At 49.6% G+C, this 26934-nt stretch carries 27 protein-coding genes, 1 other RNA gene and 1 pseudogene; 16 read left to right on the top strand and 13 right to left on the bottom strand.

Annotation, left to right across the window (positions count from 1 at the left end; all coding sequences use genetic code 11):
• Positions 1–55: 55 nt before the first annotated feature.
• From aroK to KDN34_RS16005, 4 genes are all read left to right on the top strand, one after another.
• The gene (gene aroK / locus KDN34_RS16020) at positions 56–571 is read left to right on the top strand and encodes a shikimate kinase AroK (protein ID WP_212594696.1); all 516 of its coding nucleotides are present in this window, start codon (positions 56–58) and stop codon (positions 569–571) included.
• 8 nt (positions 572–579) lie between these two features.
• Entirely contained in the window at positions 580–1659 is a 1080-nt protein-coding gene (aroB, locus tag KDN34_RS16015; RefSeq protein ID WP_212594695.1) for a 3-dehydroquinate synthase, read from the top strand.
• Positions 1660–1675: 16 nt separating this feature from the next.
• On the top strand, positions 1676–3121 hold the full coding sequence (locus tag KDN34_RS16010) for an ATP-binding protein (RefSeq protein ID WP_212594694.1): 1446 nt from the start codon (positions 1676–1678) through the stop codon (positions 3119–3121).
• A gap of 68 nt (positions 3122–3189) precedes the next feature.
• On the top strand, positions 3190–4029 hold the full coding sequence (locus KDN34_RS16005; RefSeq protein ID WP_212594693.1) for a Dam family site-specific DNA-(adenine-N6)-methyltransferase: 840 nt from the start codon (positions 3190–3192) through the stop codon (positions 4027–4029).
• Between the two features lie 28 nt (positions 4030–4057).
• Here the strand turns inward: KDN34_RS16005 and KDN34_RS16000 are convergent, their stop codons facing one another.
• Complete coding sequence (locus KDN34_RS16000) at positions 4058–4414, bottom strand: hypothetical protein (protein ID WP_212594692.1); 357 nt, start codon at positions 4412–4414, stop codon at positions 4058–4060.
• Positions 4415–4604: 190 nt separating this feature from the next.
• Here KDN34_RS16000 and rpe point away from each other — a divergent pair, with 190 nt between their 5' ends.
• Genes rpe through trpS form a run of 3 tightly spaced genes read left to right on the top strand, consistent with a single transcriptional unit; the run spans position 4605 to position 6983 of the window.
• On the top strand, positions 4605–5273 hold the full coding sequence (rpe, locus tag KDN34_RS15995) for a ribulose-phosphate 3-epimerase (RefSeq protein ID WP_212594691.1): 669 nt from the start codon (positions 4605–4607) through the stop codon (positions 5271–5273).
• 2 nt (positions 5274–5275) lie between these two features.
• Positions 5276–5956, top strand: a complete 681-nt coding sequence (locus KDN34_RS15990; RefSeq protein ID WP_212594690.1) for a phosphoglycolate phosphatase — start codon at positions 5276–5278, stop codon at positions 5954–5956.
• A gap of 19 nt (positions 5957–5975) precedes the next feature.
• A complete protein-coding gene (gene trpS, locus KDN34_RS15985) occupies positions 5976–6983 on the top strand; it encodes a tryptophan--tRNA ligase (protein WP_212594689.1) in 1008 nt (335 codons plus the stop codon).
• 73 nt (positions 6984–7056) lie between these two features.
• On the opposite strand, the gene dolP is transcribed toward trpS, so the two are convergent.
• From dolP to KDN34_RS15965, 4 genes are all read right to left on the bottom strand, one after another.
• Complete coding sequence (gene dolP, locus KDN34_RS15980) at positions 7057–7632, bottom strand: division/outer membrane stress-associated lipid-binding lipoprotein (protein WP_212594688.1); 576 nt, start codon at positions 7630–7632, stop codon at positions 7057–7059.
• The gene (locus KDN34_RS15975) at positions 7629–8222 is read right to left on the bottom strand and encodes a phosphoheptose isomerase (RefSeq protein WP_212594687.1); all 594 of its coding nucleotides are present in this window, start codon (positions 8220–8222) and stop codon (positions 7629–7631) included. The genes dolP and KDN34_RS15975 overlap by 4 nt, the downstream gene beginning before the upstream one ends.
• Before the next feature lie 96 nt (positions 8223–8318).
• Positions 8319–8645, bottom strand: coding sequence for a YraN family protein (locus KDN34_RS15970; RefSeq protein ID WP_212594686.1), 327 nt, complete (start codon positions 8643–8645; stop codon positions 8319–8321).
• 16 nt (positions 8646–8661) lie between these two features.
• Entirely contained in the window at positions 8662–10554 is a 1893-nt protein-coding gene (locus tag KDN34_RS15965; RefSeq protein ID WP_212594685.1) for a penicillin-binding protein activator, read from the bottom strand.
• 88 nt (positions 10555–10642) lie between these two features.
• Here KDN34_RS15965 and rsmI point away from each other — a divergent pair, with 88 nt between their 5' ends.
• Together rsmI and rnpB are read left to right on the top strand one after the other, a co-directional pair.
• Positions 10643–11488, top strand: coding sequence for a 16S rRNA (cytidine(1402)-2'-O)-methyltransferase (gene rsmI, locus KDN34_RS15960; protein WP_212594684.1), 846 nt, complete (start codon positions 10643–10645; stop codon positions 11486–11488).
• Between the two features lie 44 nt (positions 11489–11532).
• Positions 11533–11893: RNase P RNA component class A (gene rnpB, locus KDN34_RS15955), an RNA gene on the top strand.
• A 92-nt stretch (positions 11894–11985) separates the two neighbouring features.
• Here the strand turns inward: rnpB and KDN34_RS15950 are convergent.
• The 3 genes from KDN34_RS15950 to KDN34_RS15940 form a co-directional block, all read right to left on the bottom strand.
• Positions 11986–13083, bottom strand: a complete 1098-nt coding sequence (locus KDN34_RS15950; protein ID WP_212594683.1) for an NADH:flavin oxidoreductase/NADH oxidase — start codon at positions 13081–13083, stop codon at positions 11986–11988.
• Between the two features lie 104 nt (positions 13084–13187).
• Positions 13188–14801 carry a ShlB/FhaC/HecB family hemolysin secretion/activation protein gene (locus KDN34_RS15945; protein WP_228730369.1) on the bottom strand — a complete coding sequence of 538 codons (1614 nt, stop codon included), beginning with the start codon at positions 14799–14801 and terminating at the stop codon, positions 13188–13190.
• A 101-nt stretch (positions 14802–14902) separates the two neighbouring features.
• Positions 14903–16123, bottom strand: coding sequence for a threonine/serine exporter family protein (locus KDN34_RS15940; protein WP_212594682.1), 1221 nt, complete (start codon positions 16121–16123; stop codon positions 14903–14905).
• 166 nt (positions 16124–16289) lie between these two features.
• Here KDN34_RS15940 and KDN34_RS15935 point away from each other — a divergent pair, with 166 nt between their 5' ends.
• Entirely contained in the window at positions 16290–16685 is a 396-nt protein-coding gene (locus KDN34_RS15935) for an MAPEG family protein (RefSeq protein WP_212596693.1), read from the top strand.
• 154 nt (positions 16686–16839) lie between these two features.
• Positions 16840–19092: pseudogene (locus KDN34_RS15930) on the top strand (YgiQ family radical SAM protein); the annotation flags it as partial.
• A gap of 214 nt (positions 19093–19306) precedes the next feature.
• Here the strand turns inward: KDN34_RS15930 and KDN34_RS15925 are convergent.
• A complete protein-coding gene (locus KDN34_RS15925) occupies positions 19307–19822 on the bottom strand; it encodes a GNAT family N-acetyltransferase (RefSeq protein WP_212594680.1) in 516 nt (171 codons plus the stop codon).
• 227 nt (positions 19823–20049) lie between these two features.
• Between KDN34_RS15925 and KDN34_RS15920 the strand changes: the two genes are divergently transcribed.
• Entirely contained in the window at positions 20050–20376 is a 327-nt protein-coding gene (locus KDN34_RS15920) for a YkvA family protein (protein ID WP_212594679.1), read from the top strand.
• Between the two features lie 207 nt (positions 20377–20583).
• Positions 20584–21621: an acyltransferase family protein gene (locus KDN34_RS15915; RefSeq protein ID WP_212594678.1), complete on the top strand. Its 1038-nt coding sequence runs from the start codon at positions 20584–20586 to the stop codon at positions 21619–21621.
• Between the two features lie 54 nt (positions 21622–21675).
• On the opposite strand, the gene KDN34_RS15910 is transcribed toward KDN34_RS15915, so the two are convergent.
• The 4 genes from KDN34_RS15910 to KDN34_RS15895 all read right to left on the bottom strand — a co-directional run bounded on the left by KDN34_RS15910 (position 21676) and on the right by KDN34_RS15895 (position 24232).
• Positions 21676–22254 (bottom strand): lipid-binding SYLF domain-containing protein, encoded by a 579-nt coding sequence (locus KDN34_RS15910; RefSeq protein ID WP_212594677.1) that lies wholly within the window; start codon positions 22252–22254, stop codon positions 21676–21678.
• 197 nt (positions 22255–22451) lie between these two features.
• Entirely contained in the window at positions 22452–23297 is an 846-nt protein-coding gene (locus tag KDN34_RS15905) for a hypothetical protein (protein ID WP_212594676.1), read from the bottom strand.
• Positions 23298–23363: 66 nt separating this feature from the next.
• Positions 23364–23735, bottom strand: a complete 372-nt coding sequence (locus KDN34_RS15900) for a nitrous oxide-stimulated promoter family protein (protein ID WP_212594675.1) — start codon at positions 23733–23735, stop codon at positions 23364–23366.
• Positions 23736–23872: 137 nt separating this feature from the next.
• The gene (locus tag KDN34_RS15895) at positions 23873–24232 is read right to left on the bottom strand and encodes a DsrE/DsrF/TusD sulfur relay family protein (protein ID WP_212594674.1); all 360 of its coding nucleotides are present in this window, start codon (positions 24230–24232) and stop codon (positions 23873–23875) included.
• A gap of 231 nt (positions 24233–24463) precedes the next feature.
• On the opposite strand from KDN34_RS15895, the gene KDN34_RS15890 reads away from it, so the two are divergent.
• From KDN34_RS15890 to KDN34_RS15880, 3 genes are all read left to right on the top strand, one after another.
• Complete coding sequence (locus tag KDN34_RS15890) at positions 24464–25090, top strand: hypothetical protein (protein ID WP_228730368.1); 627 nt, start codon at positions 24464–24466, stop codon at positions 25088–25090.
• 101 nt (positions 25091–25191) lie between these two features.
• A complete protein-coding gene (locus KDN34_RS15885) occupies positions 25192–25485 on the top strand; it encodes a hypothetical protein (RefSeq protein WP_212594673.1) in 294 nt (97 codons plus the stop codon).
• Positions 25485–26933, top strand: coding sequence for a protein adenylyltransferase SelO (locus tag KDN34_RS15880; RefSeq protein WP_212594672.1), 1449 nt, complete (start codon positions 25485–25487; stop codon positions 26931–26933). Before KDN34_RS15885 ends, KDN34_RS15880 begins: the two co-directional genes overlap by 1 nt.
• Position 26934: the final 1 nt, after the last annotated feature.

Below are 26934 nucleotides of genomic sequence, written 5' to 3'. Positions count from 1 at the left end.
TTTGACCCTAAATCGACTTTCGGCAAACTTTTCATAAGATTCAGACGTATAAGAAATGGCTGAAAAACGTAATATATTTCTAGTAGGCCCTATGGGTGCTGGTAAAAGCACGATAGGCCGTCACTTAGCACAAATGCTGCACTTAGAGTTTCACGATTCAGATCAGGAAATTGAAAGTCGTACCGGCGCTGATATAACGTGGGTATTCGATGTTGAAGGCGAAGAGGGGTTTCGTCGTCGTGAAGCGCAGGTGATAGCCGATTTAACCGAAAAGCAGGGTATCGTATTGGCCACAGGTGGTGGTTCGGTTCAGAGCAAGGATATCCGTAATTTTCTTTCCGCAAGAGGTATCGTCGTATATCTGGAAACAACCATTGATAAACAAGTTGCCCGTACTCAGCGTGACAAACGTCGGCCATTACTTCAAGTGGATAATCCGCGTGAAGTATTGGAAAATTTGGCGGAGATTCGTAACCCACTTTACGAAGAAATTGCTGATATCGTTGTCAAGACTGATGAGCAAAGTGCCAAGGTTGTTGCAAACCAAATCATTGAACAGTTAGGTTTTTAAGGCCAGTTATGGAACAGATCCAGGTAGCGTTGGGAGATCGTAGTTATCCTATATTGATCGGCCAGGATCTGTTACAGCAGGCTGATAAATTATTGGCTTTACTGACCAATAAAACGTTGTTTATTGTTACGAATGACACTGTTGGTCCCCTGTACTTGCAACAGGTGACTGACGTGTTATCTGCAATTGCCACTCAAGTGCATGCAGTGGTGTTGCCTGATGGTGAACAATTCAAAACGCTTGAACAGCTGAATAATATTTATACCGCATTACTTGAACATAACTGCAGTCGCGATGTAATCATCGTGGCGCTCGGCGGTGGTGTTATTGGTGACATGGCCGGGTTTGCTGCTGCAAGTTACCAACGTGGTGTCGATTTTGTGCAGCTACCGACGACATTACTGGCTCAAGTTGATTCCTCTGTTGGGGGCAAAACTGCCGTGAATCATCCATTGGGCAAAAATATGATCGGTGCATTTTACCAGCCCAAAGCGGTAGTCATTGATACACATTGTCTGCGTACTCTTCCCGCGAGGGAGTTTGCGGCAGGAATGGCCGAAGTCATTAAATACGGCATCATTTGGGATGCTGAATTTTTTACATGGCTTGAAGCACATGTCTCCGAGTTAAAAGCATTGCAGCCAGCGGCGTTGTCATACGCTATTCGTCGTTGTTGTGAAATTAAAGCAGAAGTTGTCGCTGAAGATGAGACTGAGCATGGCGTTAGAGCATTGCTTAATCTCGGCCATACGTTTGGTCATGCGATCGAGGCTGAGATGGGGTACGGTAACTGGTTACATGGTGAAGCCGTCGCCGCTGGCACAGTCCTTGCTGCAGAAACAGCCAAAGCTATGGATTTATTGGATGAGTCAATTGTTTGTCGCATCCGTCAGTTACTGGAAACCTTCGAGTTACCGGTAAAGGCTCCAGCATCCATGGGATTTGAAAGCTTTATCAAACATATGCGGCGTGATAAGAAGGTTCTTGCAGGGCAAATTCGATTAGTGTTACCCACTGCGTTGGGACGCGCCGACGTTTTTGGCCAGGTGAGTGACGCTCTGCTGGAGCAGGTTATCCGCCAACATTAATCACTGTGGTGTACAGGTGGCTGGCGAACAACTTCTACTGCCTTCTCAGGAAGCGCTTCTTCATCGATTACAGCATCTTGCCTGTTATGGCGAGCAATTGGTGTTGCTGGCAGGCTCTCAAGGTGCTGGCAAGACCGTCATATTGACGGCCTTAGCGAATGAGTTGGAAGACTATAATCTAGCGTTAGTCGCCTGTCCTCAGTATGCTTCTGCCGCAGAAATCCGCCGTAAGATCGTCATGCAGTTGTTACCCGATCCGCTGTTTGATGATGACACTTCACTGGTTGATACCCTGCTAAGATTTACCCCGAAATTGTTAAAACCGATCCATATCTTATTGGATGATGCCGACAATCTTCCTTTGGCAGTTTGGGCAGAATGTCTGATGCTGACTCAGGTCATCTGTGGTGGGGCGGCGGTGACGCTGACGCTGACGGCCAAGCCTGAGTTCGTTGGGCAGTTACTGCAACAATTACCGCAACAGCAGCGACAGTGGTTGCTGCAATTGGGGATTGAGCCATTGTCGATGGCAGAACGGGAAGGGTTATATCAGACGCTGTTAACTCGCTCTCGGCAAAAAACATTCACCCCAAGAAGCATTGTCGTGAATCAACTGGAACAGCAATCCGGTACGCCAGCAGAGGTGTTGCAGTTACTAGATTTGGCGTTACATGGCGAAGCAGAAACACCAAAAGAATTCCCCTGGCGAAAGTTAATACAAACTGCGTTGGTGGTTTTACCTATATTAGCAATGGGTGTGTGGTATATGGGGAAGATGAGGGTGCCACTTCCCAAGCAAGCGCTGCCGTCTCTCGCGATAACCGCTTCGTCAACGTTGTCGTTGCCTGAATTTTTACTAGACTGGCTCCCACCCACACTAAGACCTGCAGCGACAATTGCAGCAACATCCGTTGGTCAATGGCCCTGGCTGGCTGAGGTTAATACCCGCGTCAACGTCGATGAGACTCCATCCGCAGCGGTGAGTGAATTACTGCAGGATGCGGCTGCTACGGCAGATGTTACCACTGCCGAAGTTGTGACTTCTGATGCCGCCACTGTAGAGGTCACAAGCGTTGCCCATGTTGCTTCTGATTCAGCCGCGCCTATCTCAGAGTCTTCGGCAGCCTCTGCAGTCATTGCTGCTAATGTGCCTTCCCAAAAAATTGAAACTGCCGCTATTGCGGCAGCCTTAGTGCTCACTTTACCCACGGACGGTTATACACTGCAGATCACCAGTATGAAGCAACAACAATCAGTCGCTGGGCAGTTGTCAGTGCTACCCAAAAATGAGCCATTCTGGCTATGTCGTTCTGGTCAATGGTGGGTGGTGTTATTGGGACATTTCTCTACCTATAAACAAGCACAACAAGCAGCGGCAAAATGGCAGCATCAACATGGTGCCGCTCCTTGGATCCGGGCGTGGAAAGATATTCAGAATTACCAACCACAAGCACAGCCATAGCCGTGATATTTATTGGCAAACAGGTTACAATCCAGGCCTTTGTATGAAGTTGGCATCAATCATAATAAATGAATAAAAAACAACGCGCCTTTCTTAAATGGGCTGGCGGTAAATTCAAGCTGGTTGATGCTATTACTCGTCATCTGCCTCCAGGTCAACGACTGGTTGAACCGTTTGTTGGGGCGGGTTCGGTATTTCTGAATACAGATTTCCCGAGTTACCTTCTGTGCGATATTAATCAGGATCTTATCGACCTGTACCAGATTATCCAGCGGGAGCCAGAGCGATACATAGGCGCGGCCGCAGAATTGTTTGTTCCGTCGATGAACGATAGTGACGCATTCTATGACGTACGAGACCGGTTTAATCGTAGTCGTAATGCCTTTGACCGCGCCGTTAGTTTTTTATATCTCAATCGCCACGGCTTTAATGGCTTATGTCGCTATAATCGGCGCGGAGCGTTCAATGTGCCATTTGGCTCTTATAAAAAGCCCTATTTCCCAGAGCGGGAGATCCGCGCATTTGCCGCTAAATCCTCCCGTGCAGAATTCATGTGTATTGGTTATGAGCAGGCATTTGCGCTATTGAAGGCTGGCGATGTCGTGTATTGCGACCCGCCATATGCACCGTTATCAACCACCGCTAGTTTTACTACTTATGTTGGGGCGGGTTTCAGTCTGGATGACCAAGCGATTCTCGCTCGTTGTTCCCGCCAAACAGCTTTGGAAAAAGGGATCCCGGTGGTAATAAGTAATCACGATATTGCGTTAACTCAGGAGTTATATCGTGGAGCCAAGAAGGAAAGGGTTAGCGTACAACGTAATATCAGTCAGAAAGGCAGCGCCAGGAATAAGGTCGATGAATTAATCGCGCTTTATGATCACACCTGTGAGTGCCAACCCGATTAACCCAATGCTCATAACACTCAAATAGGTGTTAAAAAACAGAAGAGCGTCCAGTATTGGTCGGTGTCATATCATCTAATGGTTTACGTTCATGACCATGCAGTAGTTCCAGCAGATCAATAAAGTGGAACTGCCCTGAACGGCTTTTTCCACTTAACCAACTGGTCCAGCTCAGATCATCATCCTGTACAGCGCAGCGGTTATTGGGATGGCTACTCGGGAGATTGGAATTGTATTCTGTTACCTGTGCGCAGTTCTGCGCCAAACTATCATCGGCGGCGGTGAGCGACTGAAATACCAGCGCAGCAATCCCTACAGTACCGGCAACACTCGCCAGTATCGCAGCAGATTTTAAGCTGGAAGCACAATGCTCATTCTTGAAGGCCATTTTCCCGTCACTCGATACTGTATGACGTTAGGAGTATAACAAAAGCGCTGTTAATTTAAACAGCTTTTTAGAAAGGCGGGGAAATCCCTTTTTTATTGCCCATAACTGGCAGAAAAATCCCTGAGTCTATAGAGACTAATGGCCCTGGCGGGTAAAATAGGCGACTTCTTAAACATCCCGTGAGTACATTATGCGACCTTTTTTGATTGCCCCCTCAATATTATCTGCCGATTTTGCCCGGCTTGGTGAAGAGGTTGACGCAGTGCTGGCTGCCGGTGCTGATGTTATCCACTTTGATGTCATGGACAATCACTATGTGCCTAACCTTACTTTCGGGCCCATGATTTGTAAGGCATTGCGTAAATATGGTGTGACCGCCGATATCGATGTGCATTTAATGGTCAAGCCTGTCGACAGCCTGATTCCTGATTTTGCCAAGGCGGGGGCGTCGATTATTACTTTCCATCCGGAAGCTACTGACCACGTGGATCGTTCACTGCAACTGATCCGTGACCACGGCTGTAAAGCCGGGTTGGTATTTAATCCGGCAACGCCACTGAGCTATCTTGATTACGTGATGGATAAACTGGATGTCATTATGTTGATGTCGGTCAACCCAGGTTTTGGCGGTCAGTCTTTTATCCCGACCACCATGACTAAATTGGCGCAAGTACGTAAGTTGATCGATGACAGTGGCTACGACATTCGCCTTGAAGTCGACGGCGGCGTCAAGGAGGACAATATTGCTGAGATTGCGTGTGCTGGCGCCGATATGTTTGTTGCTGGTTCCGCTATCTTTGGCCAAGCGGATTATAAGGCAGTAATCGATAGGATGCGGCAAGCACTGGCGGGATTGTAAGGATGACAGATTTTAGAAATATCAAAGGTATTGCGTTTGATTTGGATGGTACACTGGTGGACAGCGTGCCGGATTTGGCTGAGGCTTGTCGCGCGACATTACGCGATTGGTCGCTGAGCGGTTGCACTGATGCAGAAGTGCGTAATTGGGTCGGTAATGGTACGACTATGCTGATGCGCCGCGCATTGCAAAACAGCCTGGGGCAAGAGCCGACTGATGCGCAAATGGATGAAATAATGCCGTTATTTTTCAAGCATTATGAAGCGTGTCTTGAAAAGTTCAGTCAGTTATATCCTGGCGTCGCTGCTGTTTTACAGCAATTCCATCAACAAGGCTATCGTTTAGCTGTGGTGACCAATAAGCCCTATCGTTTTACGGTGCCGCTGTTGCAATCATTTGGGATCGCCCCGCTATTTTCGTTGATCCTTGGCGGTGATAGCCTGGATAAAATGAAACCCGATCCATTGCCATTACAGCACGTGATGCAGCAATGGCAATTGTCGAATGACGAATTGTTGATGGTTGGTGATTCCCGTAATGATATTCGTGCTGCGAAAGCCGCAGCAATTGCGAGCATCGGCTTGACCTATGGTTATAACTACGGTGAAGATATCAGTCTCAGCGGCCCGGATGCTGTCTGTGAACATTTTGAGCAAATTCTGGCGTTATTGGCGTCTAAATAAACGGAGCGTATGAAACATCATGAGCAGTAACAGTAAACCTATTGTATTCAGCGGTGCCCAGCCTTCCGGTGAATTAACCATCGGTAACTACATAGGAGCACTGCGGCAGTGGGTGAACATGCAGGATAGTCATGATTGCATTTACTGTGTGGTGGATTTACATGCGATAACGGTGCGTCAGGAACCAGAACAGTTACGTAAGGCATGTCTTGACACCCTGGCCTTGTATCTGGCCTGTGGCGTTGATCCACAAAAGAGTACGGTATTTGTGCAGTCTCAGGTGCCAGAGCATACCCAGTTGGCCTGGGTGCTCAATTGCTATACCCAGATGGGTGAACTGAGCCGTATGACTCAGTTTAAAGACAAAGCGCAGCGCCATGCGAATAACGTGAACGTTGGCCTGTTTGACTATCCAGTGCTGATGGCGGCGGACATCTTGTTGTATCAGGCCAATCAGGTACCGGTTGGACAGGACCAAAAGCAGCATTTGGAACTGACCCGCGATATCGCTATCCGTTTTAATAATGCTTATGGCGATACCTTTACCGTTCCAGAACCCTTTATTCCAGAACTCGGTGCCAAGGTGATGGCATTGCAGGAACCGACGAAGAAGATGTCGAAGTCGGACGATAACCGCAATAACGTGATTGGTCTGTTGGAAGATCCAAAAGCCGTCATGAAAAAGCTGAAAAAGGCGATGACTGACAGTGAAGAGCCGCCTGTGGTGCGCTTCGATATCGATAATAAGCCAGGGGTGTCAAACCTGCTGAGTCTGATGTCTGGTGTGACCGGTGAAAGTGTACAGACTTTGGAAGCACAGTTTGAAGGGAAAATGTATGGCCATCTTAAAACTGCTGCGGGTGAAGCTGTTGTGGCCATGCTGGAGCCGTTACAACAGCGTTATCGTGAGTATCGTGAAGATACTAGTTTTTTGAATAAGGTTCTGCATGAAGGGGCTGAAAAAGCACGTGCACGTGCAGCCGCTACCCTTAAAAAGACTTATGAAAAGGTGGGCTTTCCACTGTAATCGCGAATTAACCAAAAAACGCCGACGCGGATTTCCAACGTCGGCGTTTTTGTTCATGGGTGATACGCTGGGCTTATTGCTTTGGTTCTATATAGTCAAACATTCGGATGACTTTGCGAACACCGGAAGTATTGCGGGCGATATCGGTGGCTATATCCGCCTGTTCACGGCTGATAACCCCAAGTAAGAACACTTCCCCGTTTTCAGTCACTACCTTAATCCGGGTCATATCCAAGTTTTTATCATTCAACATCCGGCCCTTCACTTTAGTGGTGATCCAGCTGTCATTGCTGCGAGTTGTAAAGGAGACGGGGTTGCCGATACGGATCTGGTTGTGAATTTTGCCACCGAGCTGGAGTCCTTGCACTAATTGCACGGCTTTATCCCTCAGGTGGGAATTGGGTGCCTGCCCAATCAGCAGTACATTTCCATTCATACTCAGGCCGCTGATATTGGCTTGAGATTTCAGTTCTTCATCACCAGACAATACGCTGGTGATGCGAAACTCCGTATTGGTATCATCCAACTGGGTAGTGATCGGTCGTTCATCATTGAGCACTACGGCTCCACCTACCGTGCCCGCCATCATGGCACCAGCACAGCCGGTGAGTATCCACACCGTCATCCCCAGCAGGAGCAGGAATCTCATTGATTGTCGTCCTGTGGAAACAGCGTCCGGTCAATACTGTCGCAGAGGCAGTGAATGACTAGCAGGTGCACTTCTTGGATGCGCGCAGTGACATTGGATGGCACTCGCACTTCCACATCATTGGCACTCAGTAAGCCGGCCATGGCACCGCCATCTTTACCGGTCATTGCTACAATGGTCATGTCACGGCTCAATGCCGCTTCCATGGCTTTAATAACATTACGTGAATTACCGCTGGTAGAAATGGCCAGTAAAATATCACCTGGTTGCCCCAGTGCCAGCACCTGCTTAGAAAACACTTCGTCATAACTGTAATCGTTAGCAATAGCGGTGAGGGTGGAGCTGTCAGTTGTCAGTGCGATGGCTGGCAAAGGGGGCCGTTCAATCTCAAAGCGGTTCAACAGCTCAGCAGAAAAATGTTGGGCATCACCGGCACTGCCACCATTACCACAGGCAAGAATTTTGTGACCGCCTAATAAGCAGTTCACCATCATGGTAGCGGCCTTCTCGATGTCGTCAGGCAAGGCTTCTGCTGCGTCGATTTTGGTTTGAATCGACTCGGTAAAACAGTCTTTAATACGTTCTAACATCCGTTAATCCTTCACTGACCAGAGTCACTATCATGCCACAATATCAGCGTTATTTCAGGCATTGAAAGTGTAATAAATACGTTAATCAATGGCTTGCTAAAATGCTCCCGCTAGCCAGTTCACTTCGCTGCCGTCGATGGCAATGACATCAAACCGGCAGCTTTCCCTGATGTTATGTTGCTGCAGATATAAACTGGCCGCCTTGCGGATGCGTTCCCGTTGCGCGGCCGTCAGCGCCTGCAACGCGCCGCCAAACCCGTTGGTGGCGCGATATTTTACTTCTACGAAAACCCATTCAGAGTGCTGTTTCATGACCAGATCCAGCTCTCCAAAGGGATATCGAACATTCTGTTCGACAAATATCAGCCCCCGTTGTTCGAGAAATTTTCGGGCGAGCTGTTCAGCATCCTTGCCTGTCATCATCTAACCCTATCCTCGATTATTGAGGTCGCAGCACCCCATGCCAGTATTTCCCCCACTTCAGCTGCCGGTTCAGTACACCATCACTGTCGACCGATAACAGTCCGGTGCGGCCGTTGAACTGGTAGCCGGGGAAGGCACGCATCTGCGCCAACTTATTTACCAACTGCAGCGAGTCAAAGCCCATCGCATAAAGCCGTTTTTGAGTATTGCCCCACGAGGGCCATAAACTCGAAACATTACTGTCACTGCTGTTTTGTAACAGCCAGGGGATATCGCTGAGCGTGATATTATTCAGTTCTTGCACCGTTTGGCGGCTGTCATCCTGTCGGGCCCGACTACTGGTATAAATGGGGACCGGCTCCGCGAAAACACTGAAGTTAACGTCAATGTACGGTTTCAGCAGCGGTAATGCCTGGTTACTACAGATCATATAGATAGCATCAATATCTCGCCGTGAACGGAAATCTGCCTTAATCTGATTGCCAAGAATGCTCTTAATCTGCTTAATCCGGTCCTGACTGTCGCTGACATTAAGCGCATCCTGAACCGTATCCCGCATCTTATCCGCTGAAAAATAATGAATTTCAGCGGGTTCATTGGTTAAGGCTTGCCAGCTGACATTAAAACTTTCGGCCATGCGATGGCCAATATTATCGTCGCTGGCCAGCAACAGCGGACGTTCAATACCATCCTGATACATGCGTTGAGCCGCATCCTCGGATTCCTGCGTCGGTGACAAGGCGAAATAGTATTTGTCTTTATTAACCAATAGCTTGCTTGTATGGTTCAAAAACAACTCTGGTGGTGCAGCGCGTGGCGACACTGCTTGTGCTGGGGTCGGTTGTGCACTCCCGGTGGTGGTTGATGGCACTATTGGTGCTGACGGTTGTTGCCCTAATGAGAGAATCTGTTCGACTTCATTAGGCAACAATGGACCGATGATAAAATCCGCGTTGTTCTGCAGCGCTTGCTGATAGGCTTTAGCCGCACCGGTGGCAGTGTCATAGAAATTAATGCTGACCGAATCATCTGGTTCTGCCAGATAGGCAGCGACTATGCCCTGCCGTATGGGTTCAGCAATATTGGCGCGCTCCCCGCTCAATGGCAGTAACACTGCAATATGTTGCGGATGGTAAGGTTTGGTATTTAACGCCCGCTGCAAATCCTGGGGTAATTGTAACGCGGCGGGATGCGACGGATTCGCTCGTTGCCAGCCATCCAGATGACTGACCAGACTTGCCGGATCCACCGCGTAGTGTTTTGCCAGATAAGCTAATTGCAGCCAGCCAAGGTACGCAGTATCGCCGCCTTTATTTGCCTGAGCTTCTAACGTTTCCTCAGGTACGGATTTGAGTAGTGTCCAGATTTGCTGATACAGCGGTTTGGCTTCATCCGCAGGTAAATGCTGGCTCCAGTCGCTCAACTCTCGTGCTTGTAATACCGGTTGCTTGGTTTTTTCATAAAGACGCACCCGCATTTGGTGATAATTGTTCCATTGCCACTGAGGGAGTTGCCAGGTGGATTGGAACTGCAGTTGCGTCAAGGCATCACCTAAATGTCCTTGTTGTTCAAGCACTCGGGCGTTGAGAATGCGATATTCCGCCATCAATTCGGGATCAGCTAACAGGTTTTTTTTCAGCGCGGTCAGAATTTCAGCCGCGGACTCAGGCTGATTGCTGTTCAGGTAACCCTTTGCCGCCAATAGCAACAAGCGCTGGCGAGTGGCTGGTTCAGCCGCTTTAGTGGCTTGTGCTATATAGCTGGCAGGTGTGGCATTAGCCGTTGCCAACGAGATGACCTGGCTTTGAATATTTTCTGTTGGTTGTTGCGGTCGGCTGCCACAACCCCAGAGGCTGGCCAACAGCACAATGGCAATTGTAGGCTTGATCAAATTCTGGCTTTTCAACACAAGGCTGTACTCTGGTAATATGCTGGCCTTAGTTTAACCTTCTATGTTGTCCAGCGAAAGACCGGACAATCTGTTATCCGAGGTGGTTATGACCATGCCCGTTGCGCTTTATATTGTTCCAACTCCGATTGGTAATCTAGGGGACCTCACCCCACGGGCGGTAGAGGTGTTGTCTGCAGTCAGCCTGATTGCCTGCGAAGATACCCGTCATAGCGGTAAATTACTGAGTCACTTTAATATTACCACTCGTACGATGGCACTGCATGATCACAATGAACGCGCCAGGGCGCAATGGTTTATCGAAAAGCTGCAGGCCGGGGAGTCGGTGGCATTGATCAGCGACGCCGGGACTCCGTTGATTTCCGATCCCGGCTATCATTTGGTGTCACAGGTGCGTGACGCCGGATTTCAGGTCAGTCCGTTACCGGGGGCTTGTGCCGCAATTACAGCCCTGTCGGCGTCAGGACTGCCGTCCGATCGCTTCTCGTTTGAGGGCTTCCTGCCGGCCAAAGATAAAGCACGTCTGGATAAATTGGCGTCGCTCAAGGAAGATAGTCGCACGCTGATATTCTATGAATCGCCTCACCGAATTCTGCCAAGCCTAGAGGCTCTGGAACAGGTATTCGGCAGCGAGCGGCCGATGGTGATGGCGCGCGAACTTACCAAGACCTTTGAAACCTTTCTGGTGGGGAGTATCAGCGAGGTTCGCGCCCGGGTTGAGGCAGACCCCAATCAGCAAAAGGGCGAAATGATACTGATGTGCCACGGTTATGTCGGTGCTGCCGATGAAGATGCGATACCCGCAAAAGCGCTGGATACACTGAAACTGCTATGTGGCGAATTGCCACTTAAAAAGGCAGCTGCAATTACCGCTGAAATCTACGGCCTGAAGAAAAATGCCCTTTATAAACAGGGATTGGAACTTGGCTGGTAACAGAAATAGTTTGCCAGTGGGGCTGGCTGGGCTATAATCCGCGCCGAGTTGGCCAGGCAGTCGCTGCGTTCGCAAGAACGGGGAGGAAAGTCCGGGCTCCACAGAGCAGGGTGCCAGATAACGTCTGGGCGGCGTGAGCCGACGACCAGTGCAACAGAGAGTAGACCGCCTGCCTTCGGGCCGGTAAGGGTGAAAGGGTGCGGTAAGAGCGCACCGCGCGGCTGGTAACAGTCCGTGGCACGGTAAACTCCACCCGGAGCAAGATCAAATAGGGTTCCTTATGGCGTGGCTCGCGTCGGAACCGGGTAGATTGCTTGAGCCTGCGAGCGATTGCAGGCCTAGAGGAATGGCTGCCGCTCCCTTCGGGGAGAACAGAACCCGGCTTATATAGTGCCAACTCACCTAATTTATAAAGCCCAGCTGATTCGCTGGGCTTTTTCTTTTGGTAGACAAACAAGTTTACGACGTTCTCGAGCGGTCGCATGAAAAGTGAAAGACTACTTATGTAGCAGCGACTTCAATCCATGTGGTTGGCAGCGTAGATACTGCGGTGCTGCTTGCACTTCAGCGCCAAGCGCGGCAGCCGCATGCCAAGGCCAGCGCGGGTCATAAAGGATGCCGCGAGCCAGGGCGATGGCATCAGCCTGATCTTGCAGTAGAATTTTTTCGGCCTGCTGCGCATCGGTGATCAGTCCTACCGCAATCACCGGCATCTTTACCTGAGCGGTAATCGCGGCGGCAAATGGCACTTGGTAGCCAGCGCCGATAGCAATTTGTTGTTGGTCTGATAAGCCGCCGCTGGAGACATGAATATAATCGCAACCGCGATGATCCAATTCCCGTGCAAAAGCAATACTTTGTGGCAGATCCCAGCCGCCATCCACCCAATCGGTAGCGCTGATGCGCACGCCCACCACAAAATGGCGGGGCAGCGCAGCACGAACCGCATCAAATACTGCCAGTGGCAGTCGCATGCGGTTGCTGAGGGAACCGCCAAAGTCATCATTTCGTTGATTGCTGAGTGGTGATAGAAATTGATGCAGCAGATAACCATGAGCTGCATGCAGTTCTACGCCATTCATCCCCGCAGCGTGCGCCCGTTTTGCGGCGGCAACAAACTGGTTGATGCAGTCGTCTATCTGGGCGTCGGTCATCGCCAGTGGCAGTCGTTGTCCTTCGGTAAACGGCACCGCACTTGGCGCGATGGTTTGCCAACTGCGCTCATCCGTTTCAGGGAGTTGCTGGCCGCCATCCCACGGTTTGTGGCAAGAAGCTTTACGTCCGGCATGGCCTAGCTGTACCAACAAAGGCATATCTGAATCCCGCCGAATATCGCGTACTAGCTGCTGTAAGGCATGCTGACATTGATCGTTCCATAACCCCACATCGGCGTAAGAAATTCGGCCCTCCGGCGCTACGGCCGAGGCTTCAACGATCAACATCCCAGCTGCAGACTGCGCCAGATTGCCATAATGTTGCCAATGCCACGGCTGTATGACACCGTTGTCGGCGGAATACATACACATAGGGGCGATGATAATGCGATTTTTCAGCGTGAGTGACCCCACGGTCAGGGGACTGAACAGCTTTGCCACGAGATGCCTCCTTTGCAAGACTTTTGTTGCCGTGGCAGTTAAAAGCACGACACTAGGAGACCATTGTATGCTTTGATGGGCTGTGGTTGGCAAGTGGGCGTGGATCAGAAATGACTTTTTACTTCAAAGCGCCATTCCCAGCCGTTGACGTTTTCCCCGTTACTCATCGGCAAGCTGAAGTCAATGTGTACCACGTTGCCATAACTGGAGCGGGATGAATAGATACGTGCGCCAACACCGATGGCGCCGATGGGATGTGAGATTTCGTTATCGTCCGATAACGGGCCACCAAACGCCTGCCCCACGTCGATGAATGCCGCCCAACCTAATTCTGCGAGTTGGTACAGATTGATATTGGGATAGTTACGTAGTTCGGTGGTGAGCAGCCACAGCTGGTCTCCATATTGAAACTCGTTAGGGTAGCCTCGCATGCCGGTTTCATCCCCAAGCGTTAATGGCAAATCCCGAAAATTGTGGCGAGAAGTTGTCATCCGCACACGTGAGTAGGCTGACCACTTTTGATTGAAACGGTAAAAGTATTCGGCGGTAGCACTTACCCGGTAATAGTCCGGCTGGGCTGTCGCAAAAACGCCTTCGGCATTCATTGCCAGTAATAACAACTCGTTATCGTCGGCATAGCCGCGATTCATCCGCCAATTAAGGTGGTAACCGAGGTGATCGCCATCATTGGTTTCTAGGCCCAAACGCAGTTTGTGGTGCCAGCCAAGGTTAATATCCTCATTAAAATTAATCAGATGCACATTGGTCATGACCCGATAATCATCTTGCAGATATTCCCATTCTGTCCATGGGTAAATGAAATCGCGATCCTGTGGCAGCGGCAGTAGTGGTTGGCCCGGCACCGGCGCAAATGCGTGGCGGTCACGTGTGATACCAAAGCGTAGTCGTTGGCGAACGGCGCCATCACTGCTGAGCAGCTTCCCCCAGTAAAATTCTGCGAAATCCATCCCCTCCTTGTATTCTTGCAGATCTTCACCGTTCTGCCGAAAAGTGTTGATGCGATCGACACTTAAGTATTCTCCCCCATAAGCTCGGGTATCCATCAGTGTGTAAAACGGCTTGTCGAACTTTAGCCACGTGGATTTGCCATCATCATTATCGGCAAAGCTGGCCGCTACCCGGGCATTTTTGATAATCGTGAGCGGAGTTTCGAAATCAAATTTGTAGCCAGTGCGGTTTTCATCTGATTGATATTCCAGTTGGGTTTGCATCCCCAAGCCGAGAATATTGTCGTCCTTAATGCCAAATGAGTAGCGATTTTTACCGCCGCTGCGGCCCCAATCCACCGTCGGCAATAATGACCACTGATCCCACGTCTCTACCAATAGATTTACTGGCTGATTCGGGCTGCTTTTGCTGGCGGGAACTTTAAGAATTTTGGCATCGCGCAGGTAAGGTTCTTTTCTGAGGATACGCTGTGCCTCTTCTAACTGTTTCTGGGTGATAACATCCCCTTCTTTAAAACTCAGGCGCTCCAGTACAACTGAATCTCGGGTATTGATGTGAACGGCATTGGCCCAGCGGTGCAAAAAAATGGCGTTATCGGCTGATTCATCAAAGATAGGGTTGGTCATCACCTGAATATGGCCGACGACGAAACTATTGTCGTCAGCGGCTGGTTTGGCTACAGGTGTCGCATATCCCGATATACTGACAGCGGCCGTCGCCAGTAACCACAGTACCTGGTGATAATGCATTCAGCGCTCCCCAAAACAACACAGTGTTGAACCGGACTATTTGAATCATAGTCGTTTTTTGGAAATGTGGCGGAATGTCACGACGGTTTTTGACGATCCTGTTACAGCGTGGAGCGCGGGGTGATTACAACATTGGAAAAGATTAGCCCAGCGACCAGTGACATAAAAATCAGGAACAGCTGCGCCCCCAAATGTGGCTGTGCCAGCATGGTATCTCCGGACACGAATGCATTGAGCCCAAGATAGGTCTTGCTGCCGGGAACCAGGATCACGATGCCCTGTAATAACGCGATAGAGGCCGGGGCTCTGGTCCAGCGAGAAAACAGATTGGCATAGATGCCTACTGCCAGCGCGCCAAAGAATATACCGATGGAATCGCCAAGATAGATACCGCCGAACATCGCCGCGACAAACGCCAAGACTCCGGCAAAGATTCCCCAAGGTGCATCTTTCAGGCGGGCTTTGAAAATGAATACTAGTGCTGAAGATAATAATGGGACTGCCAGCCAACTGGCCCAGCGCGGTAATGATGTTGGCTCAATAAACAGATCCTGACCAAATATCGCGCTGCCAATAGCAACTCCAAGCACTGCGCCAAAATAGAGTTTGAACAATACCATGACGGCATCCATGATGCGCATGGTGCCAGACATCAGATCGCGGGCAGACAATTCTGCCAGCCCGAGGGTCAGTCCCAAGCCGGGAATAAACACAATGATGCCGGAGAGGATCACTACCGGGATATTGATGGATGGGTCCAGCAAGGCAAAGCCACAACTGACGATTCCGGCGACCGTGGCTGCTAGTGGCTCCAGCAATTCGGCCATACGTTTGGAGTGCTCAGCAGCGAACACCAACCCGTACACTATCAGCCCGACAATGCCAGACCAGAACACGTCATTCCAGCTGGTGGCCATCAGCATGGCAAACGCGGCACCAGCACAACCATACGCGCAGAGGGTTAGTAGCGGTCCGTATGGATTGGGCATTTCAGCAATTTGATCAAGACGTTGCAACGCCTCTGACAAGGTGCGCTGTCCACTGCGCAGTTCTTCCACCAGCGCATCAGTGCGTGCCAGCGCGCCCAAATCCAGCTCTCCAGGTTTTACTCGGGCAACGTGGTTGTATTCCTGATCGGTATCGTGCTGTAACACGAAGGTCATGGACGTTGGGGAGATCAGAAAGTAACCGTCCAGCCCCAGCGTTTTGGCGACAGTTTGCAGATGGGTTTCCAGACGATAAGCTGGTGTACCAAATTTGTGCAAAGCCTTGCCCAGCTTTATTATAAAGCGGCGTTTTTCCAGAAATTCCTGATTGTCCACTGGGGAGCCTCGTACTTGTGTATCAAGGTGGCCGGCAAGGCAACATGCCAATTTTGCGCGCATTTTAAAGGAATTTTATCTCAAGGGAATAATGACATAAAAAATTAAATTTCCTAAGGTTATTTAACCATATCGGCAGTGATAAACGCTGTCAGCGGAGAAAATGATGACACTGTATGTTTCTGGTTTTTATTGCGCGTTAACAACCTTCTTGGCGCTGTTTTTGAGTGCCCGAGTCGTGCAACTTCGAGTGCGTTTTAAAGTCGGGGTAGGCAATGGCGAACATCCTGAGATTTATCTCGCACGGCGGGCGCACGGGAATCTGCTGGAAAATGCGCCGTTGGGGTTGCTACTGCTGGCAATCGCTGAGTTAGATGGCTTGCATGCAGGATGGTTACATCTGTTTGGTACGGTGATGCTGGTGTCTCGCTTGCTACATGCCATCGGGTTGACGCAGGGGAAAGGTGGTCCGCACATGGGCCGTATGTTGGGCATGTTGGGAACCTGGGGGGTGATGGTGGCATTGGCTGTCGTTGATATTGTGATGTTCCTTGAAGCTTAAAGCCCGCAAGCTACTTAAGGGTATTACGAAAGAGTGCAGAAAAAGGCACTTATTGCTGAAAAATTGTTCACACTTAATCAGGGTGCCCTGTTATACTCCGCGCCCCTGAAGGCCGTGTTGCCAGAGTTTGTTTAAGCCAGTTGGTTGGATACACATGCACGTTGAGTCCAGTTTATTTCGTTATCCTCGTTATCGCGCCGATCTGAAACCTGCGCCGTTTCTGCCAATGTCTCGTAAAGAGATGGAACAGCTTGGCTGGGACAGTTGTGATGTGATCGTGGTGACCGGCGATGCCTATGTGGATCATCCTAGCTTCGGTATGGCGGTGATTGGCCGCATGCTGGAAGCGCAAGGGTTCCGTGTCGGGATCATCGATCAGCCAGACTGGCAGAGCAAAGACGATTTTATGCGCCTCGGTCGCCCCAATCTGTTCTTTGGCGTCACCGCTGGCAATATGGACTCAATGATCAACCGTTACACTGCCGATCGCCGATTGCGCACCGACGATGCTTATACGCCGGGTAATGTGGGCGGTAAGCGACCCGATCGGGCGGTAACGGTTTACACCCAGCGCTGCAAAGAAGCTTATAAAGAGGTGCCGGTGATTATCGGCGGCATCGAGGCCAGTCTGCGCCGCATCGCCCATTATGATTACTGGCAAGATAAAGTGCGCCGCAGTGTACTGTTTGACAGTAAAGCCGACCTGCTGATTTACGGCAACGCCGAACGGCCTTTGGCCGAAGTGGCACATCGTCTGGCAAAAGGCGATGACATTGGTGATATGCAGGATATTCGCGGTACGGCGGTGCTGCGTAAAACCGCATTGCCGGAATGGAAAGGTGTCGACTCCCGTAAAATCGACCAGCTACATAAAATCGATCCTATTCCCAATCCCTATGGCGCCGATGATGTGGGTTGCCAGAATCTCTCTGGCCCCAGTGATGTGAAAGTGTTTGATAATGACGCGCCACAAGCCATCACTGTGCAGCCGCCCCGTCCTAAGCCCTGGGAGAAAACCTATGTACTGTTGCCAGCATTTGAGCGGGTGAGTGATGATCGTTTTCTGTATGCTCATGCTTCACGGGTGTTGCATCAGGAAACTAATCCCGGTTGTGCCCGCGCGCTGTTTCAAATGCACGGCGATCGCGGTGTCTGGGTCAATCCGCCAGCGTTTCCGCTCAATACTGATGAGATGGACGCGGTGTTCGACCTGCCATATCAGCGGGTACAGCATCCCGCGTATGGCCAGCAGAAGATCCCGGCGTATGACATGATCAAAACCTCGATCAACATCATGCGAGGGTGTTTTGGTGGCTGTTCATTCTGCTCCATCACTGAGCATGAAGGACGCATTATCCAGAGCCGTTCGCAGGATTCGATTATCCGCGAAATCAAAGATATCCAGCAGAAGGTGCCGGGCTTTACCGGGGTGATCTCCGATCTTGGCGGCCCGACAGCCAATATGTACCGGCTCGGCTGTAAAAGTGAAAAAGCGGAGAAAACCTGCCGCCGCTTGTCCTGTGTTTATCCGGCAATCTGTGGCCATCTGGACACGGATCATCAACATACAATAGACCTGTATCGGGCAGCCCGTGATGTCCCGGGTATCAAAAAGGTACTGATCGCCTCCGGGGTGCGTTATGACCTGGCGATTGAAGATCCGCGTTATGTAAAAGAGCTGGTAAAGCATCATGTGGGCGGGTATCTGAAAATTGCGCCGGAGCATACGGAAGATGGGCCGCTGTCGAAGATGATGAAGCCCGGCATGGGCACCTATGACAAGTTCAAAGAGATGTTCGACCAGTATTCAAAAGAGGCCGGTAAAGAACAGTTCTTAATCCCCTACTTTATTTCAGCGCATCCCGGCACCACTGACGAGGATATGCTCAATCTGGCATTGTGGTTGAAAGCGCGTAAATTCAAATTGGATCAGGTGCAGAATTTCTACCCTTCACCCATGGCTAACGCTACCACTATGTATCACACCGGGTTGAATTCACTGCGTAACGTCAAGCATGACAGTGAAGCGGTGTTTATTCCGAAAAAAGGGCGTCAGCGCCGATTGCATAAAGCGCTGCTGCGTTATCATGATCCGGAAGGCTGGCCGTTGATCCGCGAAGCGCTGATCAGCATGAAACGCGAAGATTTGATCGGTACTGGTCCACAACATTTGGTGCCACCAGCTGGTCGCGCTGAGCAATTTGCGCGTAAACAGAGCAACAAACCTGCGGCAAAGGGCAAACAGGGGCTGACCCGTTTTAGCAGTAATCAGTTTGCCAACAATGTCAGCAAGAGTGAAGGTAAACAGGCAAAACCCGCAGCAACATCTGCGCCACGAGCTCAGGCAGAAACGGCTAAGCCCAACTCGCCGCGTGGCCGTAACAAACCAGTCCAGCATAAAGCCAGATAACTCTCCGACGCTTATCGACCAAAAGTCCGGCCAATAGCCGGATTTTTAGTCTTCATAACATGTTAGTTGGCGCGATTAACCTATTGCAAATCAACATCTAATGTCGATTTTATCTGTGTTGGGTTTTAGGTCGAGCACGCTGTAAGCCGAATAGTTCGATGTCGCCGAGAGTGCCTAGATTTGGCGTAGGTTAGCTCTTTTTCTATCCGCGTTAATCTGCCGCATGGGGTGCGAGTTTAGCGGTCAAAATATGATCTTCCCAACGGCCATTGATTTTAAGGTATCGTTTGGCCAAGCCTTCACGCTCAAAGCCCAGACGTTCCAGCAACTTCCCCGAGCGTTGATTGGTCGGCATATAGTTCGCCATTACCCGGTTCAACCGCAGTTCGTCAAAGGCAAAGTTAAGCGCTGCCTGGCACAAGGGGAGCATTTGCCCCTTTCCCTGTAACGTACTATCAATGCCATAGCCCATATAACATGCCTGCAAGGGCCCACGAATAATGTTACTTAGGGTGCAATGTCCAACGATTTGCAGGCCGCTATCCAGCACAAACCAATATTCATTAATCGGTGCTGCAAACAGTGCATCCAATCTGTGTTGCCAGTTGCTCAGCGCGTGATGACCCTTTGGGGGTAACGGTTCCCAGCGCGCAAAATGTTGTTGATTACGAATAAAATAATCGGATAACGCTTGTGCATCTTTGTGAGTGACGGCTCTTATTTTCATGATTGAATCGCTTAACTCTCAGTTGTTAAACAATCACACGGTTGATCTGTTATAGGTGATGTTTATACCTGAAATTCGTTGAAGATAGCTAAGAAATACCAATTCAAATTGATCTTTGCGATATTATGCTAAAGCCGGTGCAGTCCTAAGAAAAAGCATATCACCATGCTTTAATGCTAGAGATATGTGGCTACATAGCGCTGAGCATAGGTATCTCGGAGGAATCAATGCAGCAGCAATACAGTGAACAGGGATTTTGGGACAAGCTTAAGGGATTCGCTGTTAAAGCTGGCCGGGAAGTCGTTGAAAATGCGTTATTGCTTTATTACGCCGCACAACGTAACGACACTCCGAAGTGGGCTAAAACGGCGATTTTTGGTGCCTTGGCTTACTTCATTTCACCGCTCGATGCCATTCCGGATCTGACGCCTATCGTCGGTTTTAGTGATGACCTCGGTGCGCTTGCTGCGGCGATGGCCATGGTCAGTATGTACATTGATGATTCTGTTCGTGAAGAAGCGAGTTCCACGCTGAAGCGGTGGTTCGGAGATTAGCGATAACTATATAAATAATATCGATATTTTTGGTTTATCCAGACGCGTAAAAAATATTTTTGCAGACCTATTCCGCTTTGCTGTAATTGCCGCTATTCTGGCGGCGATTCTCCATCCAGACATTCATTTCTATTGTATGGTCCGGTCATTTCTGCCGCTGGACATGTCGTTTCTCCCGTTCCTTCTTGTTAGTCATGTGAGGCCCTTATGCGCCAGAAACAAACAGAATTTACCTATATGCGTGGCATGGCTATTTTGCTGATTGTCGCTGGCCATAGTGTTTATAACTCGGGCGAGGGATTTCCCGCGATGCTGGAAAACCTGGTACGAGGCGGTACCGCATTATTTGTATTTATCTCGGGGTATTTTTTTCACCGGGTGTTTTATCCCCGATTTGAATACCGTGGGTTTATGAGTAATAAAATTCGTAACGTGGCATTGCCATTTTTATGGGTGTCGTTGGCTGGCCTGTTGTTGTTGATAGCCGAATGGTATTGGTTAAAAGGGCATTCGCCACAAGCGATATTGTTGGACTGCTGGTACACCGTGCGCAATGGTTATGTGTTGTTTCCTCATTGGTATGTACCTTTCATCATGGCGGTATTTGCCATTTCTCCGGTATTTATCGCTTATATTCGGCTCGCTCGCTCGTGGCGTACGGGATTGTTACTGTTATTGATGGTGACAGCGATGTTGTTACATCGGCCGATTGGCAATGTTAACGTTCTACAGTCGCTAGTGTATTTCACGCCATTCTATCTGTTGGGAATACTGTATTCACAAGAAGAGGTAGTGGTAAAACGGTTGTCAGTCCCGCTGAATGTATTAGCCTGGCTGGGATTAATCCTCAGCTTATGGGTGCAGACGAATATTGATGGGCACGTTGGTAACTATCATAAAGATGCGTGGGTATACGGAGGCATAGATTGGCAATTCGTGCAGAAATTCTGTCTGTGCATTCTGGTGCTAAAAGGCTGTGAATTGCTGACTAGAATAGGCGAGTTTCCATGGCTGGAACGGGTGGCAGATATGAGTTTTGCCATTTTCTTCCTGCATCCGATCTTTTCCATGTTATTTGGTGATGCCTGTCAGTTGCTGCATTTTAAACTCGCCCCAGGGTCAGCTCTGACTTCGGTAGCTTTGTCGATTGGCATTTTCCTGATGTTACTGTTCTTCAGCATGTGGTCAGCCATGGGTATTAAAAAAGGGCTGGGGGATCGCTCTCGGCAATGGATTGGCTGGTAATAAAAAAGGCGACCTAATGTCGCCTGTTTTATTGATGATGCGGTTATGGCTAGTCTATTTTTGATCAAAGGTAAATGATTGCCCTGCCAGTGCCGCTTCAAACATCAAGCCGCCTTTAGCTGAAGTAAATACTGCCATGCCATTGATGTAAGATGCGGTTGCGGTTTGACTGCCGCCATGCTGACCGGCTCCCGCAGAGTTACCGATAGTGCCTGCCTGGGCATTGGCTCCCACGTTGATAGCAACTGCGGAGGCTTGGGCACCGAACTCGAAACTGCCACTGGTAAAATCGTTATAAGCCTTGGCATCCTTAAAGAAGATGATTTCACTGTATGCTTGGCCACCGAGCTGGAAACCTATGGATACCTGAGTCAGCGATGAATCGCCAGTGTATACGCCACCACGGTATACCCGACCTTTACCATAGGCTGCACCAATCCCGATACCTCCTTTGCCAACGGTAGGGAATATGGCATAGCCGTAAGCAGTATTAAAAAATTTATGGGTTTCAGTGGCCTTTTGGAATGTTGTCAGCGCATCACTGTAGCTATCCTCGGCATGCGCTCGACCGACAAAACTAATACTGGCAACTAGCGCAATGGTGGCTAGCAAAATACTGTTAAAGGTTTTCATTTCGAACCTCCATCCATTTGAGTTTTAACGGCAGGTGTTCCCGTTGTTTGGGCACTAGCTTACCTTCCAGTATCCAAAAAAACAGTGTGGCAGCAGAAAAAAGCGTTTCTTTTTGGCTACTTGTCAGCTTAGGTTCAGTAAAAAAGCGTGCTGAAACGTCAAAATTGTGAGCTTAGTTAATGTTTCTTTGGCAGTTATTAGTGGTGCTTACCAGAGCGCATAAGCTGACGAATAAACTGTCGCTCCTCTTCAGTGAGTACATTGTCACGCCCTAGCTTTTGGCGGGCCGCTCGCCCGCGCAAATAGGCTAGATGAGTCAGTTGTTTTAAACCATAAAGTGCTAGAGCATAGATTGTTAGCAGCAGTACAACATGAGGCACAGTTTGGGTGATAGGCGATATTTGATCGCCAAATAACAGTAATAAGGCAAACGCCACAGTGCGCACCAGCCAATTAATCATTAAGGCGATTGTCAGGATTAACAGCCAACGAAATCGCAGTTGTAGTTGCGGATCTTGGCTAAGGGTGACTTGTGTTTGATGACGCAATAGTAAGCGCAAAATTAACCAGACATATAACAGCGTTTGCAGGCTCAGTGCCAGCGTTAACCATAGGGTCAAACCGTTAAAAGAATTGTGTCCTGCTATCGCCAAAACGTTTTCAATGCTGGCGTGGTGAATAAATAGGGTAACAACGACCAGTGTCATTGCGACCAGCATGGGATTCACGTGCCAGAATGGGAGTTGCAGGTATAGATGGGGATAACACAAGCGCCGACAATACAAGTACACCAGCGGTAGCACTAAAAAATAGGTCGGCAGCAGTAACAGAAACAACAGGTGCGTGGGCATGTTATTCTGATTCAACATCCCCGTAAAAAAGTAGAGTGCCAACAATCCAAAAATACTGGCTAACAGCCATTTCTGATCGCTACGGTCAAGATAAACAAACATCGCGTAGCCTGCGAGCATCAGACAGTGCAGGCCACCCAGTAGTGACAACCACCAATAGGCTTCTGTAAAAAAATGATCAAGCGCTGCCATGGCGCTCTCCGCGTGCTCTGCTTAATTAATTTTTGTCGCAGATAGCGGCAACTGCAATAAAAAGCGTTACTTCTGCTGGCGTTTCGCGCGATTAGAAGCGTTTTGGGGAGGTTTGGGCGGAAACTGCTTACGTTCGTTGAGTAAATGCCGTATCGCTAACAATGGGTGTCGCCATAACATACGGGGGCCACCATAGCGCATCACCTGCCGTATTTGTTGTTTTTGCTCGGCTTTATAGCAATGTACTGGACAATGTTTACAGGCGGCTTTGTCTTCACCGTACGGGCAGCGATCTAAACGGGTTTCTGCATAATCTAGCAATGCCTGGCATTCCGGACATAGCGTATTTTTACCACCATGATGATCACGACAATAAATTACCATCATGGCGCTGATGGTACGAAATTCCGTTTGTAACTTGCCCTGCAGCAGTGACATAACTTCTCCGGCATTGCAGCTGATGCAATCAGTTTAGCGAGCCGTCATATAAACGGGTAGCAACAGTATGGGAGATTTTGAAGATGCGCACAAAATACTACTTATGCGCATCTGCCGGTCTGTCTGTTGCTTGCTAATCAGATATGCATGACCTTATCGGCTTCAAGGGTCCAGCGCGTAAGATCGCCCAGGGTGCCAATGGCGGCACCATCGACCAGCATTTCTTGCGTGACGCCGCGAGCTTCAGCACAAGTTTTACACAGCAACAAGGGCACATTTTGCGCGGTGAGGATCTCTAACATCTGTTGCAGGTTATAGCTGAGATCCGGAGTGCTTTGGCCTTTGACTGCACTGAATACCGCATCTGACATCAGGAAGAGCTTTAGCTCAGCTTCGGTTGCCGCAAACTCTTTCAGGGCAATCGCAATGCGTAAAGTGTTGAACATTTTTTCAGAGCCATACGGGCTCGCATGAGCCACTATCAATATTTTTTGCATAACCAATATCCTTAATTGCCTCAGTTAAGTTGGCACAGTGATAACCGAATTACCCACAAATTGTTAAACAGGTCACAGGATAGGGGACCGACAGGGCAAATACGCAAAGTTAAATACTTGATTTTTACGGAGAGAATACATTAAATCTATGGTTGGTAACACAGTTTGATCGGCAAAGCTTGCGCGATGTTTTGCGGGTCTTAATTCCCTCAATGCAAATGGTGAAACAACATGTTGAAATTGATAGCCATCATTGCGCTGATCGGCGTAGGGGTATTTTTGTACCGGCGAGCACAATCGTTGGCAGCCCAAGAGCGTCATCGGCAACCACGCCCAACTCCGCCAGCTAACGAACGCCAGGATGCCGATTTTGCAGCACCAACGGCCGCCGTTGATACTGAACTGCCAGAGCCAGAGCCAGAGCCAGAGCCAGAGCCAGAGCCAGAGCCAGAGCCAGACGTCAGTTGGGCCAATGTCACCTTGAAGCGTGCACTGGCACATTACAATGCCACGACTGAAGTGATAGCACGCCACGAAGCGTTGCTGGCCGTCATCGGCGAATGTTATAAACAGCGCAAAAATAGCCAATATCTGCAGTTCGGTCAGCGCCTTGCAAAGATGTACTCACCATTATTCAGTGAGTGTCGTGAGGTAACCTTGGCCGCCGATCCTAAAGCGGTCTTTAAAGCCAATGGTTTCCTGCAGCTGTCCACTATCTGTACTGAAGCGGGTCATTATGAACAGGCCATAGATCTGTGTCAGCAAGCACTGGATTATGGTCTGGAAGACGGTACGGTCACCGGGTTTGATGGTCGCATAAAACGGATAGAAAAGGCGCGTCTGAAAGCCGGGGGCTGATAATGCCTTGGTAACTCGCTAATATAGAACTGCCATACCCGGTCTGCCAGCGGCGGCCGGGTTTCTTTTTATTTTGTCTTGATAACAGGCAGAGGTCCTCGATGAAGTATTTCCTATTTGCATTAGTCCTGCTTACTGGGATGACAGGCTGTACTCAGGTTCCCGAGTGGACCTTATTTTATTATTCAGGACATCAGCAAGTTCCTCAGCCTGCACACCATTACGAAGCGATTAGTGGCTATTATGAAACGCTTGCGCAATGTCAGGCCAAAGGTCAGGGGTTGCAGCAATTAGCAGAAACTCCGGCGGTATTTCAGTGTGCCCATCGCTGCCGCTTAGATGAGGCGAATGTGGTAACCTGTGATCTATGGCACACTTTTACTCCTGAGCACTGATGGATTTCAAACAGGATTTTTTTGAACAACTGCCCGGCTTTTATGAAACGGTGGCTCCTGCGGGTTTACCTGCTCCCAGTTGGTTAGCGTGGAGCGATGATGCCGCAGTGCTGGTGGGTAACCCGCAACCTGATGAACAACTGCTACAGCAGTTGGCCGGTAATCAACGTATGCCAGGTGCAAACTACTACGCACAGGTGTATAGCGGGCATCAATTCGGGGGATATAGTCCCCAATTAGGGGATGGTCGATCAATTATTCTTGGCGAGGCGATTGGCCCAAACGGATGTTGGGATGTGGCGCTTAAAGGCGCAGGCGCTACACCATTTTCCCGTCATGGTGATGGCCGTGCGGTAACGCGTTCTGCCATTCGGGAGTTCTTAGTATCGGAGGCACTGTTTCACCTTAATGTGCCAACCACCAGAGCGTTAGCCGTGATTGGTTCAGCATTGCCGGTATGGCGCGAAACGTTGGAAAAAGGCGCAATTACCGTACGCTTGGCTCGCAGCCACATTCGGTTTGGCCATTTTGAATACTGTTATTACAGTACTGGTGGCAAGCGTGAACAAGTTCAGCAACTTGCCGATTTCACTATCAGACAGCATTTCCCGCATCTCAGTTGCGACGCCGCCGGTTATCGGCAGTGGTTTGTGGAAGTCGTAGAAGCCACCGCCCGACTGATTGCAACCTGGCAGGCTATCGGCTTTGCTCATGGGGTGATGAATACCGATAACATGTCAATTTTGGGGGATAGTTTCGATTTCGGACCGTTCGCCTTTCTTGATACGTTTAAAGAAGATTTTATCTGTAATCACTCCGATCCCGAGGGGCGTTATGCATTCGGGCGGCAACCGGGGATTGGCTTATGGAATTTGCAATGTCTGGCCCAGGCACTAACACCACTCATATCCTCTGATGACCTGTTGGCCGCGTTAACACATTACCAGCCAATGTTAGTGCAGCATTATTTACAATTGATGCGGCAAAAGCTGGGCTTGCCAGCGCCTGCAGGTGAAGCGTCTGGGCCGGAAGATTTGGCGTTGTTTGGTGCATTTACTGCGATGTTGGAGCAACAGCAACTGGACTATAGCTTGACTCTGCGGCAATTTGCGACGCTGGATCCCGTGGCGAATCATTCAGATTTACGCGATATGTTTGTCGATACCTCAGCGTTTGATCATTGGTTTACCGGCTATTGCAAACGCCTAGGCAAAGTCGACAATATTGAACAGTGGCAGGAAGCGCGGCGTCTTAATAATCCGCAGTATATTTTGCGAAACTATCTGGCGCAGAAGGCAATTGCGGCAACTGAGGCGGGCGATACCGCACCGTTGCAGCAACTGTATCAGTTGCTAAGACGCCCTTATGATGCCCAACCTGGTTGTGAGGACTTCGCGCGGCGACCACCTGATTGGGGCGAAGGCTTGATTATGTCCTGCAGTAGTTAAC

It is taken from the genome of Shewanella yunxiaonensis (assembly GCF_018223345.1).
GTDB lineage: Bacteria > Pseudomonadota > Gammaproteobacteria > Enterobacterales > Shewanellaceae > Shewanella > Shewanella yunxiaonensis.
This window is presented reverse-complemented; position numbering and strand designations above follow the sequence as displayed.

Bases quoted from the DNA above. Each gene is read 5' to 3' on its own strand.
- KDN34_RS15990 (WP_212594690.1), top strand. From the start codon at position 5,276: ATGACAGATTTTAGAAATATCAAAGGTATTGCGTTTGATTTGGATGGT.
- rpe (WP_212594691.1), top strand. From the start codon at position 4,605: ATGCGACCTTTTTTGATTGCCCCCTCAATATTATCTGCCGATTTTGCC.
- KDN34_RS15885 (WP_212594673.1), top strand. From the start codon at position 25,192: ATGAAGTATTTCCTATTTGCATTAGTCCTGCTTACTGGGATGACAGGC.
- KDN34_RS15915 (WP_212594678.1), top strand. From the start codon at position 20,584: ATGCGCCAGAAACAAACAGAATTTACCTATATGCGTGGCATGGCTATT.
- KDN34_RS15925 (WP_212594680.1), bottom strand. From the start codon at position 19,822: ATGAAAATAAGAGCCGTCACTCACAAAGATGCACAAGCGTTATCCGAT.
- KDN34_RS15910 (WP_212594677.1), bottom strand. From the start codon at position 22,254: ATGAAAACCTTTAACAGTATTTTGCTAGCCACCATTGCGCTAGTTGCC.
- KDN34_RS15880 (WP_212594672.1), top strand. From the start codon at position 25,485: ATGGATTTCAAACAGGATTTTTTTGAACAACTGCCCGGCTTTTATGAA.
- aroK (WP_212594696.1), top strand. From the start codon at position 56: ATGGCTGAAAAACGTAATATATTTCTAGTAGGCCCTATGGGTGCTGGT.
- KDN34_RS15895 (WP_212594674.1), bottom strand. From the start codon at position 24,232: ATGCAAAAAATATTGATAGTGGCTCATGCGAGCCCGTATGGCTCTGAA.
- KDN34_RS15975 (WP_212594687.1), bottom strand. From the start codon at position 8,222: ATGTTAGAACGTATTAAAGACTGTTTTACCGAGTCGATTCAAACCAAA.
- KDN34_RS16000 (WP_212594692.1), bottom strand. From the start codon at position 4,414: ATGGCCTTCAAGAATGAGCATTGTGCTTCCAGCTTAAAATCTGCTGCG.
- KDN34_RS15900 (WP_212594675.1), bottom strand. From the start codon at position 23,735: ATGTCACTGCTGCAGGGCAAGTTACAAACGGAATTTCGTACCATCAGC.
- KDN34_RS16005 (WP_212594693.1), top strand. From the start codon at position 3,190: ATGAATAAAAAACAACGCGCCTTTCTTAAATGGGCTGGCGGTAAATTC.
- rsmI (WP_212594684.1), top strand. From the start codon at position 10,643: ATGACCATGCCCGTTGCGCTTTATATTGTTCCAACTCCGATTGGTAAT.
- aroB (WP_212594695.1), top strand. From the start codon at position 580: ATGGAACAGATCCAGGTAGCGTTGGGAGATCGTAGTTATCCTATATTG.
- KDN34_RS15935 (WP_212596693.1), top strand. From the start codon at position 16,290: ATGACACTGTATGTTTCTGGTTTTTATTGCGCGTTAACAACCTTCTTG.
- trpS (WP_212594689.1), top strand. From the start codon at position 5,976: ATGAGCAGTAACAGTAAACCTATTGTATTCAGCGGTGCCCAGCCTTCC.
- KDN34_RS15945 (WP_228730369.1), bottom strand. From the start codon at position 14,801: ATGCATTATCACCAGGTACTGTGGTTACTGGCGACGGCCGCTGTCAGT.
- KDN34_RS15970 (WP_212594686.1), bottom strand. From the start codon at position 8,645: ATGATGACAGGCAAGGATGCTGAACAGCTCGCCCGAAAATTTCTCGAA.
- dolP (WP_212594688.1), bottom strand. From the start codon at position 7,632: ATGAGATTCCTGCTCCTGCTGGGGATGACGGTGTGGATACTCACCGGC.
- KDN34_RS15920 (WP_212594679.1), top strand. From the start codon at position 20,050: ATGCAGCAGCAATACAGTGAACAGGGATTTTGGGACAAGCTTAAGGGA.
- KDN34_RS15905 (WP_212594676.1), bottom strand. From the start codon at position 23,297: ATGGCAGCGCTTGATCATTTTTTTACAGAAGCCTATTGGTGGTTGTCA.
- KDN34_RS15890 (WP_228730368.1), top strand. From the start codon at position 24,464: ATGTTGAAATTGATAGCCATCATTGCGCTGATCGGCGTAGGGGTATTT.